Consider the following 13,149-nt stretch of genomic DNA (forward strand, 5'->3'; position numbering starts at 1 on the left):
TGGTGATGGCACGCCACACCATGCCCGGCCGCCACGTCCTCCATCCCCGGCGCATGGTTCAGGCTCATTCCCGCAGTGTTGCAGAAGGGCAAAACCAAAGCTGCGCCCTTGCCATCACGCGGGCAGACGGCGCCAAAGATGTAGGTCGATGCGCTCCGCTGGTCCTGCGGCGCTGATGGCCTTGTGCCACGCCGTGCCCAGCGGCGGGTGATCTTGTTCTTCTGGCCGATACGGGCCTCGTCAGCGAACCATATCTCTATCGCATCAAGGCCGATGCCTTGGTCGGCCGCGATGCCTGTCAGCGCGGTGGGGAAGTTTTTTTGAATGTCTCGATGGCTTGGGGCGCCTGGTCATGGTGCTTCGGCCGGGCCGAGAGCTTGCGCATACCCAGGGCGCGCAGCTCCGTGCCAGTAAAGTCGGATCGAAGGGCGATGGCTCTGGCCATGGTGAGGCTCCAATGCTCACCAGCTTGAATCAGATCAGCCCCGCATCGGGGAATCTCCTTTCTGAGTCACTGCTTCAGGGATTGGGATTATCATTTGGGCGGCCATTAATATGCTATTAAATTATATATCATAATCTGGTTGCGTGGTCTGAGCCGGGCCATTTCCAACCAGGAATTCCTGCAATGGGTTTTTCATCATCGATCGACCTTTGCCGCCTCAAGGGCAGCACCGGCTTCCGGCTGGCTGGTGTGGCGGCTGCTCACCCGAATGCGGGCAGTGATCGGTTTGCTGCGCGCATTCTGGGCGGCACTTCGCCCAATCCCAACATCGCAATTGGGAAAGGCTTCTGACGCATGGCCAATTTTAATGGCACGGCCGGCAATGACAGCATCACCGGCACCGCCGACATAGACGTGATTCGTGCCGGAGGCGGCAACGACACGATTTACGGCGGCCTAAGTGCTGATAACATCCGCGGCGATGCCGGTAATGACGTGATCTTCGGCGAAGCAGGCAATGATATAATAGACGGCAATGACGGCGATGACGTGATCGACGGTGGCGCGGGTGGTGATACCATCGATCCCGGCTCCGGCAATAACATTGTATTCTGGCGTGCGGGCGGAGGCAATGACAGTATGTCCCTGAGGAAGGGCGCCAATATTCTATACTTGGAGGGCTGGGCGGGTGGCGCGGTGGTCAATGGTGCAACCTCTGGCGCGTGGAGTGTGGAGCTGACCAACGGAGGAACCCCTATCGCTTATTTCACGCGCAGCGATGCCGGCACCTCGGTCAGACTCACCGTCGATGATTGGGGCGCTGGCACCAATATCCGCGTCATTTCCACTATTCCCACGACCGGTCCCACGACCGGTGATGACACCCTCTTCGCCTACCCTTCTGGCAGTACCATCGACGGCCTTTCTGGCAATGACAGCATCGATGGTGGCGTAGGCGCGGACCGGCTTTATGGTAGCGCTGGCAACGACACGATCACCGGGGATGGCGGCAACGATACCATCGACGGCGGTGCCGACAATGACGTGATCAACGGTGGAGCGGGCGCTGATTATATCGCCGGCAATACCGGTAATGACGTGATCAATGGCGGTGCGGGCGATGATATCATCTATGGCAGCGAAGGCGACGATCACATCATCTGGCGTGCCGGCGGCGGCAGTGACGATGTCAACCTGCGCGCAGGCAGCAACATTGTGGACCTGGAGGGCTGGGCAGGCGGCGCGGTGACCGATGGCGCAAGCTCTGGAGCGTGGCGTGTGGCCCTGACCACCGGAGGCATAGCCACCTTCACCCGCATCGATGGCGCGGGCTCCGTCACGGTCAATGATTGGGGCGATCTCGGCGCCAATACCCGCGTCATTTCCAATATTCCAACGGCCGGTGATGACACCCTCATCGCCTACCCTTCTGACAGTGCCATCGATGGCCTTGCCGGTAATGACAGCATCATTGGTGGCGTAGGCAATGATGCCCTTATCGGTGGCATCGGTAATGATACCATCATGGGTGGCAGCGCGAACGATACCATCGACGCCGGAGCCGGCAACGACACCTTCATTTGGACCCCCGGTGACGGCAACGACACCATCACCCTGGGCGCTGGCAACAACACCATCGACTTTGGTGACAACGCTTATACTTATGTTGACAGCGGCAATCAGCGCGTTTTTACCATCGGCGATGCCACCATCACAATCACGGATTGGACAACCGGCACCAACAGCGTTGTCTTCTATAATCACCCGCCCGCGGTGACCTCCAGCGGCAACGCGAGCGTCGATGAGAATGCCACCGGCACGGTCTATACCGCCAGCGGCAGCGACCCGGATGCGGGCACGACGCTGACCTATGTGCTGGGTGGCGCCGATGCTGGGCTGTTTAATATCGACGCTGCCACTGGGGCTGTGAGTTTCAAGGTTGCGCCCAATTTCGAGGCGCCGGGCGATGTCGGCGCGAATAATGTGTACGATATCACCGTCACCGCCTCCGACGGTGCCCTCACCAGCCTGGCCAAGGCGGTGGCCATCACCGTTACCGATGTCGATGAGGCGCCGAGCGTCACCTCGGGCGGGGCCGTCAGCTTTACCGAGAATGCCGCTGGTGTCGTCTATACCGCCAGCGGCAGCGACCCGGAGGCGGGCACGACGCTGACCTATGTGCTGGGTGGCGCCGATGCTGGGCGGTTTAATATCGACGCTGCCACTGGGGCTGTGAGTTTCAAGGTTGCGCCCAATTTCGAGGCGCCGGGCGATGTCGGCGCGAATAATGTGTACGATATCACCGTCACCGCCTCCGACGGTGCCCTCACCAGCCTGGCCAAGGCGGTGGCCATCACCGTCACCGATGTCAACGAAGCCATCGACCTTTCCAGCTTCAATGGCATCAGCGGCTTCTGGCTCGATGGCAGGTCGGCCGGTGACCAAAGCAGCATTTCCGACGCCTCCGCCGGCGATGTGAATGGCGACGGCTTCGCGGATATCATCATCGGCGCCTATTTGGCCGGGCCGAATGGCACCTTCTCCGGCGCCAGCTATGTGGTCTTCGGCGGGAGCAGCGGCTTTGCAGCCTCCGTCAACCTCGCCGATCTTGATGGCACCAACGGCTTCCGGCTCGATGGCGTCGCAGCGGATGACTATAGCGGCTACTCTGTCGCCTCGGCCGGCGATGTGAATGGTGATGGCTTTGCTGACCTCATCATCGGTGCCCCCCAGGCTGACCCGAATGGCAGCAATTCCGGCGCGAGCTATGTGGTCTTCGGCAAGGCCAGCGGCTGGGCCTCCTCTCTCAACCTTGCGAGCCTGAATGGCAGCAATGGCTTCCGGCTTGATGGCGGCTCGGCCGGTGATAAATGCGGCTTGTCTGTGGCCTCTGCCGGCGATTTGAATGGTGACGGCTGCGCTGACATGATCGTCGGCGGCAGATACGCTGACCCGAATGGCAATGACCCCGGCGCCAGCTATGTGGTTTTCGGCAAGGCTGACTGGGCCGCCACGCCGGCCATCAACCTCTCGACCTTGAACGGCAGCAGCGGCTTCCGGCTCAATGGTGTCTCGACGGCTGACCACACCGGCAGCCCCGTAGCCTCCGCCGGTGACATAAATGGCGATGGCTTGCCTGACCTCATCATCGGCGCTCAGGCCGACAAGCCTGCCACCGATTCCGGCTCCAGCGCTGTCTATCTCAGCCAAGCCACCGCCGGCGCCACTTACCGCGGCAGCACCCTGGCCGATACGCTGCGCGGCACAGCCTTTGGCGACAGCATGAATGGCTATGCCGGCGATGACACGATGAATGGCGGCGCCGGGAACGACATCATCACTGGCGGCGCGGGCGATGACCTGGCCCAACTCTCCGGCGCGCAGAGCAATTATCGCTTCGGCGTGCGCGATGGCGTGGTGATCACCAGCGGCGCCGATGGCCAGGACCACTTCACCGCTATCGAACGCTTCAAATGGGGCGCAGCGGCGGATATCTCCATCGCCTCGCTGGCAGCCAGCGGGGTCAATCTCGGCCTAGTCTATTCCCGGCTGGGCAATCGCGACTTCGACTATAGCCTGCCTGATGTCTATACTGGCCCCCTTGCCGGCATCGTCAATCAACAAATCAACGGTGACACCAACGACATCGTCATTGCCACCATTCATGCTGATTTCTGCAATGCGGGCGCGGGCGATGATGGCATGGATGGTGGCGGTGGCAATGATATTCTGGATGGTGGGCTGGGCTCGAATTTCATCACCGGCGGTGCGGGTCTGGATAGATTTTTCATCGATGGCTGGGCTGCCGCTACCGCCATCACCTGGTCAACCATCACCGATTTTTCGCCAGGTGAGCAGGTCACGATTTGGGGCTATCAGCCTGGGGTAAGCAAATTCGTTTGGGTGACGAGTGATGGGGTGGAGGGCTTCAAGGGCGCGACGCTGCATTGTGACCTGGATGGCAATGGGCTGATCGATACCTCGCTCAGCTTCACCGGGCTGAGCCAGGCGCAACTGGCCACGCCAAGCTATGGGTCGGTCGACGGGAAAGACTATATCTTCTTTTCGTGATGCTTGATTTCAAGGAGTTTTGGCCAATGGCGCTGGCCAGCGAGCGGGGGCGGCCCCGCTCAATCGGGCCCCTGCATCAACTCTGCCGCCGGCGCCCGGGCCAGCATATAACTCGGCCGGGCCGCCACCCGCTCCATCCAGCTTGCCAATTTCGGCCGCTCTGCCCATAGCGCCTCGAACCGCAACCGCCGCAGCCGGTCGATAAACGGCGCCATGGCGCATTCGGCCAGGCTGAACATCTCCCCCGCCAGCCATTCCCGGCCATCCTGCAGCCCGGCATCAATCCGGGCCAGCACCGCATCCACCCGGCCGCGCGCATCCTCCACCACGGCCATATCCACAGGTCCCGTGGCCCAGCCGATGAAGTGACGCGCGCGGTCCGGCTGCGGGTGGGCGGCAACCAGCCGGGCGATCTCATCACCGCCCAGCCCCGCCAAGCGTTTCTTGATCATCAATTGGAAGGTGGCCGGGCGCTGCGCGTGGTAGAGCACCTCATCCTGCAACTTCACCCAGACCCGCATGGCGGCGCGCTCCGCGGCCGCTTGCGGCACCAAAGGCGGGCTGGGGAAGACCTCATCGAGGTATTCGTTGATCACACTCGATTCCGGCAGCACCAGCCCGGCATGGCGCAGCACCGGCACAACGCCGGCCGGGTTCAGCGCCAGGAAGCCAGCGCTGAGATTGGCAAAGGCAAAGAGGTCGACATGGCGCGATTGCCAGGCCAGACCCTTTTCCGCCAAGACCATCCGCACCTTGAACGAGCAGACGGAATCCCAGTCATGCCACAGCTCCATCACAACGCCTCCATGTCGGCCTCCAGCATAGGTGCTGCGTGAGCCGCGTCGAGGACCTGCGCCTGCTCACCGGGCGGGGAAATTTCACCGATGACACCCGGCCCGAGGGCGCGGCGGCCGCCTGCTTCCTGCGCAGCCCCCATGCCCATGCCAGCATCACGGCGCTGGACATCACCGCCGCCCGGGCGGCGCCTGGTGTGCTGGCGGTGTTGCTGGCCGGCGATATCGCCACCAATGACATCGCCCGGCCCATGCCGGTGGCGGGGCTGGTGGTGCCGCCCTGGCCGGCCTTGGCCGATAGCAGGGTGCTGCATGTTGGCCAGCCCATCGCCCTGGTGGTGGCGGAAACTCTCCCCCAGGCGCAGGACGCGGCGGAGCTGATCGCCATTGAATTCGCCACCCTGCCCGCGGCGGTGGAGCCGCGCGCCGCGCTCGCCCCGGGGGCGGCGCAGCTTTGGCCCCAGGCGCCGGGCAATCTCGCCTGCGATTGGCAGGGTTTTGCTGATCCGCAGGTGGCAGAGATTTTGGCCGGCGCGCCGCATGTTGTTCATCTTGGCCTCGCCCAGTCACGCATCGCCGGCGCGCCGATGGAGCCGCGCAACGCCACCGCCTGGATCGACGAGAATGGCCGGCCGGTGCTGCGCGCCGCCAGCCAGGGGGCGCGCTTTCTGCGCGATGCGCTGGCGGGCATCACCGGGGCGGATCTTCGGGTGCTGACCGGCGATGTCGGCGGCGCCTTTGGCCTGAAGACGCCGCCCTATCCTGAGCATGTCGCGTTGCTGGCTGCCGCCGCCATGACCGGGCGGGCGGTGCATTGGCAGGCCACCCGTAGCGAGGCCTTCGCCTCCGACACCCAGGCGCGTGAGGGCTTTGCCGAGGCAAGGCTGGCTTTGGATGAGGCGGGGCGGTTCCTCGCCCTCGATGTGCAATCGGTGGTGGCGCTGGGGGCGTTTCTCAGCACGGCGGGGGCGCATATCGCCACCAGCAATTTCGCCCGCTGCCTGGGCAGCCTCTATCGCATCCCGCATATCGCGGCGCGGGTGCGGCTGGCCTTCACCAATACCGTGCCCACCGGCCCTTATCGCGGCGCGGGGCGGCCGGAGGCCAATCACCTGATGGAGCGCTTGGTCGAGGCGGCGGCGCGGCAAACCGGCCATGACGCGCTGGCGCTGCGCCGGCTGAACATGCTGGCCCCCGCGGCCATGCCCTATAGCAGCCCGGTGAACACCTGCATCGATAGTGGCGATTTTGTCGGGCTGCTGGATGCCGCACTCCGCCATGCCGATGTGGCGGGCTTTCCCGCCCGCCGCGCCTTGGCCGAAAGCCAAAGGCGGGCGCGGGGCCTGGGGATTTCCTGCTTTCTCGAACATTCCGGCGGCATGCCCATCGAGGGCGCGGCGCTGCGCCTCACCCCCCAGGGCGCGGTGCTGCGCATGGCGTTGCATGGCAGCGGGCAGGGGCATGAGACGGTGTTCGCCCGCCTGGCTGCCGAGCGGCTGGGGCTGGCACCGGACGACGTGCAGGTGGTGCAGGGCGACAGCGATTTCGCCCTGGGTGGCAGCGCCGCCGTGGCCTCACGCGGCACGGCGACCGCGGGTTCGGCCGTGGTGGATGTGGCGGCCGAGGTGCTGCGTAAGGGCCAGGCCCTGGCCGCGCAGCGGTTGGAGGCGGCGGAGGCTGACCTGGTCTTCGCCGATGGCGCCTATTGCGTGGCGGGCACCGACCGCAAGGTGACCCTGCTCGCCCTCGCCGAGGGTGGCGGGCTGGATAGCCAGGGCATGACCCGCACCGCCGAGACCTATCCCAATGGCTGCCATATCGCCGAGGTGGAGATCGACCGTGATACTGGCCTCGTCACCCTCGTCGCCTATACCGCGACCGATGATTGCGGCGTGGTGCTCGACCATCATCTGGCCGATGCCCAGGTGATGGGGGGTGCCGCCCAGGGCATTGGCCAGGCGCTGTTTGAGCGTATTGCCTATGACAGCGAGGGCCAATTGCTCAGCGCCAGTTTCATGGATTACGCCCTGCCGCGCGCCGCCGACCTGCCCGGCTTTGCCTGCCACAGCGCCCCCTCGCCCTGCCGGACCAATGCGCTGGGGGTGAAGGGTGTGGGCGAGGCCGGCGCCACCGCAGCACCCGCGGCGATCATGAATGCCATCGCCGATGCCCTGCCGGCCGGGGCCGCATTGCAATTGCCGGCGACAGCCGAGGCGGTGTGGCGGGCATTGCAGGCTGGGTAGGGGCTTGGGTGGTGGATTGGCGGCGGGCACTGCCCGGGTGGATTTTTCCCGCCCGCCGTCGCAGTTTGGTGGCCATATAAGGAACCCAACATGCCGCAGCATTTCGACCTGATCCTGAAGAACGGCACATGCGTGCTCCCCTGGGGCGAGGCGCGCGCCGATATCGGCCTGCTTGCCGGCAAGATTGCCGCCATTGGCGACCTGAGGCTGGCCAGCGCCACCCAGAGCATCGATTGCGCCCATTTGCATGTTCTGCCCGGCATGATCGACGCCCATGTCCATTTGCGGGACCCGGGCGATGCCTCGGTTGAAACCCTGGAGAGCGGCACGCGGGCGGCGCTGCTGGGCGGCATCGCCACCGTCTTTGACATGCCCAATACCACGCCCTCCATCACCTCCTCCGAGCAGTTGGAATGGAAGCGCGGCTACGCCCAGGGCCGCTCCTGGTGCGATATCGGTTTTTATGTCGGCGGTGCGAAATCCAATCTCGATGACCTCGCCCGGCTGGAGGTCGAGCCCAATGTCTGCGCGGTGAAGATCTTTGCGGGTTCGTCCACGGGCGACCTGCTGGTCGAGGATGATGCCTCGTTGGAGCGCGCCATGCGCTCGGGCCGCCGCCCCATCGCCTATCACTCTGAGGATGAGTATCGGCTGCAGGCCCGCAAGCCGGCCTATGAGGCCGGTGGCCCGCACCGGCTGCATGCTGAATGGCGCGATGTGGAATGCGCGCTGATCGGCACCAAGCGCCTGGTGGGCCTGGCGCGCAAGACTGGCCGTCCGGCGCATATCCTGCATGTCTCCACCGCCGAGGAACTGGAATTCCTGGGCCAATGCCGCGACATCGCCTCCGTGGAGGTGCTGCTGAACCACCTCACCCAGACCGATGAGGCCTATGACCGGCTGGGCGGCTATGCCGTGATGAACCCGCCCATCCGCGACGCGCGCCATATGGCGGCGGCCTGGGCCGCCATGGCCAATGGCACCATCGATGTGGTGGGCTCCGACCATGCGCCGCATTCGCGCGCCGCCAAGGAGCGCCCCTGGCCGGCCACCGCTGCGGGCCTCACCGGGGTGCAAACCATCCTGCCGCTGATGCTGGACCATGTCTCCGCCGGCCGGCTCAGCCTCACCCGTCTGGTGGATGTGATGGGGGCTGGCCCGGCGCGGGTTTATGGCGCCGTGGGCAAGGGCCGGCTGGCGCTGGGCTATGATGGCGATGTCACGCTGGTGGATATGAAGGCGCAGCGCCGGATCGAGGAAAGCTGGATTGCCAGCCCCTGCGGCTGGACGCCTTTTGCCGGCCATCTCTGCCATGGCTGGCCGGTGGCCACCATTGTGCGCGGCCATGTCGCCATGCGCGATGATACGCTGCTGGGCAGCCCGCAGGGCGGGTTGGTCACCTTTCGGTAAGCCCGCCGCGCAAGACAGCGCAAATGCGCTAGGCTGGGGCCATGCATGAGATCACCATGACCCTGCTCTCCGGCCCTGGCCGCCCGATGGGCGACTCGGCGCGGCGCATCCGCATTCACCTTGCGCTCGACCTCCAAGGCGGGCCCAGCACCGAGGCCTGGCTGGCCGACCCAGCACCCTGGCCGGCCTGGCTGGACGCGCCGGATGCGCCGGATCGCCGGGGCGATCTGCAGCATGATGCCGATTTCGGCTGGCATTTGCGCCTGCCCGAGGGGGAATTGGCGCTCGATGATGCCAGCCTGTGGTCCATCGGCTTCCCCAGCTTTATCCGCCCGGGTGAGACGGTGCACACAAGGGGCCCGGATGGCGAGGATTGGGCCTGGCGCATTATCGCGGTGGATGCTGTGGGGTAGGGGGCTGCCCTGGCCTGGCCCCCATGCTTCGGGCTATGCCAGAGCAAGACCGAGGAGACCGCCATGCCACCCATCACCCGCCGCGCTGCCCTGAGCCTGGGCGCCGCCACCCCCATGCTGGCCCGGGCGCAGGGCGTGTGGCCTGAGCGCCCGGTGCGCATCATCGTGCCCTTTCCGGGTGGCTCCACCCCCGATACCGCGGCCCGCACACTGGTGCCGCATTTCAGCGCCGTCTTCGGCCAGCCCTTCGTGATTGAGAACCGGGTGGGGGCAGGGGGCAATATCGGCACCGATGCGGTGGCCAAGGCGACGGATGGCCATACGCTGGGTGTCTCCATCAATGGCCCCATCGCCACGGCACCGGCCTTGTTTGCCAATTTGCCCTATGACCCGATGCGCGACATCGCACCGATTTCGCTGCTGGCGCGCACCGGGCAGGTGCTGGCGGTGCACCCGTCGCTGCCGGCGCGCAGCTTTGCCGAATTCATCGCCCATGCCCGTGCCAATCCCTCCGCCATTGCCTATGGCTCTGTCGGCGCGGGGTCCGGCGGGCATTTGGCCATGGTGGATCTCATGGCGCGCACCGGCACCGAGATGGTGCATGTGCCCTATCGCGGCTTTCCCCAGGCGGTGGTGGATTTGGTGGCGGGGCGCATCCAGGCCATTATCATCATCGTCTCGGGCATTCTGCCGCAATTGCGTGAGGGGCAGGCCCGCGCCCTGGCGGTGACCGCGCAGGCCCGGGTGCCACAATTGCCCGATGTGCCGACGCTGCAGGAGGCAGGCCTGGCCGGCGCCACCTCCTATGCCTGGAACGGCCTGATCGGCCCGGCCAGCATGCCGGCCGAGCGGGTGGAGCGGCTGGCGATGGAGGCGCGGCGCGCCCTCGACGCCCCCGAGGCGCGAGGGCGTATGGAGGCCGCCGGTTTTCAGGTCACCGCCAGCACTGCTGCGGAATTTCGCGCCTTTATCGCCGAAGAGGCTGCCCGTTGGGGCGGCCTCATCCGGCGGCAGGGCATTCAGCCGGAAAGCTGAACCTGCCGGCTCAGACCTTGCGGGTGAGTGTGGGCACTTCCTCGCGCAGGCGAAAGCGCAGCGCGACCCAGATATTGTCCAGCGGCACCTGCGCCACGGGCAGCAGCCCAGCCTGGGTCAGCGGCTCCCAGCCATGCTCACGGTCGAGATCCGAGCGAATCGGCCCGCCCTTTTTCGGATAAGCGAACCAAAGCCGGCCACCCACGCCATAGAGATCAAGCGCCCGGGCGGCAGCGCGGCCGAGGCTCGCACGATCGGCCGCGAAGGCCAAAATCAGCTCAGGCTCCGAGGCGGTGGAGACCGGCAGGCCGTGTTTCATGCCGTTGGGCGGATCAATGACGGCGCATACCATGCCGGGCTTGAAACCGAGTTTCTTGGCGATAGAGACGGGTGCAATTGTGTCGCTCAGTGGTGAATTCAGGGCTGATGGCCCCGACCTCCCTTAAAATATGGCCGAACCGGTCGCGTGCGGCGGCTCAAGGTTTTTCGCAGTGGCAGATTTCGGCGTTGTGACACTACGATGCAATGGCTCGTAGGGGCCGTCCCATACGCCCCATTGCGCAACGGATCAAACCCAAAATTGCAAGAAGCGGTGATCGATTTTCCGGAAAAGACAAATGATTGTGTTGGAATGATCTTTTCGGCTGCGCATTAGGCCTTTTCGTCAGCCCTGGCTTGCGTCAAAAACGCGGCAGAAGACCAACACCAGAGGAATACCCCATGCTCCACCGCCGTTCGGCCATGCAGGCCTGCCTGCTCCTGCCCGGTATCGCCCGCGCGCAGGGTGATGCCGCCGAATGGCGCCCCACCCAGCCCATGCGCATCGTGGTCCCCGCAGCCCCCGGCGGCACCACCGACATCATGGCCCGAATGCTGGCGCAGCATCTGCAAAGCCGCTTCGGGATCAATGCGTTGGCCGATAACCGCTCGGGTGGCGGTGGCACCATCGGCACCATGGATGTGCTGCGCGCCCCCGCCGATGGCCTGACGCTGCTCTCGGGCAATATCGGCCCGCAGGCCATTGCCTATTCGCTGTTCCGCAACCTGCAATACCGGCCCGAGAGCCTCGCACCGGTGGGCAATATGATCCGCGGGCCGAATGCGCTGCTGCTGCACCCCTCCATCCCCGCCCGTACCGTGCCCGAATTCGTCGCCTATCTGAAGGCCAACCCGGGCAAGCTGGCCTATGGCAGTTCGGGCGTGGGGCAATCGCCGCATCTGTCTGGCGTGTGGTTCTGCCAGCTCACCGGCACGGAGGCCACGCATGTGCCCTTCCGTGGTGCAGGGCCGCTGATGATGGACCTCGTCGCTGGCAATATTCAGTTCAGCTTCGACAATCTCACCACCTCGGTACAGCAGATTCGCGCCGGGCAGGTTCGCGCCCTGGCGGTGACCTCGGCCGATCGCAATGCGCAATTGCCCGATCTGCCGCCGCTGCGTGAAACCATGGCGGAGCTGGCGAATTACGAGGTGAACACCTGGTTTGGCATGTTTGCCCATGGCAATACGCCACCCGGCGCCATTGCGGTGCTGAACCGCGAGATCAACAGCTTCCTCAACATGGCCGAGACCCGTGCGCGCTTCGCCCAGATGGGCGGTGTGCCAATGCCCGGCAGCCCGGCCGATTTTTCTGCCTTCGTGCAGGCCGAGATTGCCAAATGGCGCGGCGTGATCCAACGCGAAGGCCTACAGATGGATATTTCATGATGCGACGTCGCAGCCTGCTTGCCGCCCCCTTGCTGGCGGCCCCCGCTTTTGCCCAATCCTGGCGCCCCGCCAGGCCGGTGCGCGTTATCGTGCCGGTGGCACCGGGCGGCACCACCGATATCATCGGCCGGATCGTGGCGCAGCATTTGCAAACCCTCTGGGGTGGGCCGGTGGTGGTGGAAAACCGCCCCGGTGCGGGCGGCACCATCGGCTCGGCCGAAATGGCCCGCGCCCGGCCCGATGGGCTGACGCTGCTCTCGGGCAATATCGGCAGCCAGGCCATCGCCTATTCGCTGTTCCGCAACCTGCCCTACACCATGGCGCAGCAGACGCCGATCATCGGCACCATTCGCGGCCCGAATGTGCTGGCCTGCCACAATGATGTGCCGGCGCGCAATCTGGCGGAATTCGTCGCCTGGCTGCGTGGCCAGCGTGGCCGCGCCGCTTTTGGCTCGACCGGGGTGGGCCAATCCACCCATCTCACCCCCGTATGGATGCTGCAATTGCTGGGGGTGGAGGCGGTGCATGTGCCCTTCCGCGGCTCAGCGCCGATGCAGACCGACCTGCTGGCCGGCAATGTGAAATTCGCGATCGATAACCTGACAGGCATCATCGAACTGGTGCGTTCGGGCCGGGTGCGTGCCCTAGCAGTCACCTCGGCCGGGCGCAGCCCGCAATTGCCCGACATCCCGGCCATGCGTGAGGCGGGGGGCGAATTGGCCAATTTCGACGTGAACACCTGGTTTGGCATTTTCGCCCCCCCGGGCCTGCCGGAGCCAGCGCTGCGCGGCATCAATGCCGATATCCGCGCCATGCTGGAAATGCCCGCCACCCAGGCGCGCTTCGCTGAATTGGGCGGCGTGGCCTTCCCCAATACCCCGGAGGAATTCGCCGGCTTCGTGCGCGATGAGGCGCGGCGCTGGGGCGAGGTCATTCGCCGCGAGGGGCTGCAATTGGACGCCGTGTAAACGTCGCATAGTCTGACTGGCTGATAAAAACCAATAGCGTGGGATGATAAGATCGAGGGGCTT

Annotated in this window: 9 protein-coding genes and 1 pseudogene; 7 read left to right on the forward strand and 3 right to left on the reverse strand. The window is 65.2% G+C overall.

Annotated elements, in window-relative coordinates; translation table 11 throughout:
- Positions 1 to 397, reverse strand: a pseudogene (locus ABWP84_RS11620) (IS630 family transposase); the annotation flags it as partial.
- A 402-nt stretch (positions 398 to 799) separates the two neighbouring features.
- Here ABWP84_RS11620 and ABWP84_RS11625 point away from each other — a divergent pair.
- Positions 800 to 4,516, forward strand: coding sequence for a hypothetical protein (locus tag ABWP84_RS11625; protein ID WP_353212195.1), 3,717 nt, complete (start codon positions 800 to 802; stop codon positions 4,514 to 4,516).
- A 59-nt stretch (positions 4,517 to 4,575) separates the two neighbouring features.
- Here the strand turns inward: ABWP84_RS11625 and ABWP84_RS11630 are convergent, their stop codons facing one another.
- Positions 4,576 to 5,310 carry a glutathione S-transferase family protein gene (locus ABWP84_RS11630; RefSeq protein WP_353212196.1) on the reverse strand — a complete coding sequence of 245 codons (735 nt, stop codon included), beginning with the start codon at positions 5,308 to 5,310 and terminating at the stop codon, positions 4,576 to 4,578.
- A 38-nt stretch (positions 5,311 to 5,348) separates the two neighbouring features.
- On the opposite strand from ABWP84_RS11630, the gene ABWP84_RS11635 reads away from it, so the two are divergent.
- From ABWP84_RS11635 to ABWP84_RS11650, 4 genes are all read left to right on the forward strand, one after another.
- Positions 5,349 to 7,553: a xanthine dehydrogenase family protein molybdopterin-binding subunit gene (locus ABWP84_RS11635; protein ID WP_353212197.1), complete on the forward strand. Its 2,205-nt coding sequence runs from the start codon at positions 5,349 to 5,351 to the stop codon at positions 7,551 to 7,553.
- 90 nt (positions 7,554 to 7,643) lie between these two features.
- The gene (locus tag ABWP84_RS11640; RefSeq protein ID WP_353212198.1) at positions 7,644 to 8,963 is read left to right on the forward strand and encodes a dihydroorotase; all 1,320 of its coding nucleotides are present in this window, start codon (positions 7,644 to 7,646) and stop codon (positions 8,961 to 8,963) included.
- A 41-nt stretch (positions 8,964 to 9,004) separates the two neighbouring features.
- Positions 9,005 to 9,376 (forward strand): hypothetical protein, encoded by a 372-nt coding sequence (locus ABWP84_RS11645; protein WP_353212199.1) that lies wholly within the window; start codon positions 9,005 to 9,007, stop codon positions 9,374 to 9,376.
- Between the two features lie 63 nt (positions 9,377 to 9,439).
- Positions 9,440 to 10,411, forward strand: coding sequence for a tripartite tricarboxylate transporter substrate binding protein (locus ABWP84_RS11650; RefSeq protein ID WP_353212200.1), 972 nt, complete (start codon positions 9,440 to 9,442; stop codon positions 10,409 to 10,411).
- 10 nt (positions 10,412 to 10,421) lie between these two features.
- Here the strand turns inward: ABWP84_RS11650 and ABWP84_RS11655 are convergent, their stop codons facing one another.
- The gene (locus ABWP84_RS11655; protein ID WP_353212201.1) at positions 10,422 to 10,730 is read right to left on the reverse strand and encodes a hypothetical protein; all 309 of its coding nucleotides are present in this window, start codon (positions 10,728 to 10,730) and stop codon (positions 10,422 to 10,424) included.
- Positions 10,731 to 11,131: 401 nt separating this feature from the next.
- On the opposite strand from ABWP84_RS11655, the gene ABWP84_RS11660 reads away from it, so the two are divergent.
- Positions 11,132 to 12,118, forward strand: a complete 987-nt coding sequence (locus tag ABWP84_RS11660) for a tripartite tricarboxylate transporter substrate binding protein (protein ID WP_353212202.1) — start codon at positions 11,132 to 11,134, stop codon at positions 12,116 to 12,118.
- Positions 12,115 to 13,086 carry a tripartite tricarboxylate transporter substrate binding protein gene (locus ABWP84_RS11665; protein WP_353212203.1) on the forward strand — a complete coding sequence of 324 codons (972 nt, stop codon included), beginning with the start codon at positions 12,115 to 12,117 and terminating at the stop codon, positions 13,084 to 13,086. Before ABWP84_RS11660 ends, ABWP84_RS11665 begins: the two co-directional genes overlap by 4 nt.
- Positions 13,087 to 13,149: the final 63 nt, after the last annotated feature.

This window comes from Rhodovarius sp. (assembly GCF_040399605.1).
Lineage (GTDB): Bacteria > Pseudomonadota > Alphaproteobacteria > Acetobacterales > Acetobacteraceae > Rhodovarius > Rhodovarius crocodyli_A.

Coding starts and splice junctions, on each gene's coding strand:
- ABWP84_RS11625 (WP_353212195.1), top strand. CDS start 800: ATGGCCAATTTTAATGGCACGGCCGGCAATGACAGCATCACCGGCACC.
- ABWP84_RS11630 (WP_353212196.1), bottom strand. CDS start 5,310: ATGGAGCTGTGGCATGACTGGGATTCCGTCTGCTCGTTCAAGGTGCGG.
- ABWP84_RS11640 (WP_353212198.1), top strand. CDS start 7,644: ATGCCGCAGCATTTCGACCTGATCCTGAAGAACGGCACATGCGTGCTC.
- ABWP84_RS11645 (WP_353212199.1), top strand. CDS start 9,005: ATGCATGAGATCACCATGACCCTGCTCTCCGGCCCTGGCCGCCCGATG.
- ABWP84_RS11650 (WP_353212200.1), top strand. CDS start 9,440: ATGCCACCCATCACCCGCCGCGCTGCCCTGAGCCTGGGCGCCGCCACC.
- ABWP84_RS11655 (WP_353212201.1), bottom strand. CDS start 10,730: ATGAAACACGGCCTGCCGGTCTCCACCGCCTCGGAGCCTGAGCTGATT.
- ABWP84_RS11660 (WP_353212202.1), top strand. CDS start 11,132: ATGCTCCACCGCCGTTCGGCCATGCAGGCCTGCCTGCTCCTGCCCGGT.
- ABWP84_RS11665 (WP_353212203.1), top strand. CDS start 12,115: ATGATGCGACGTCGCAGCCTGCTTGCCGCCCCCTTGCTGGCGGCCCCC.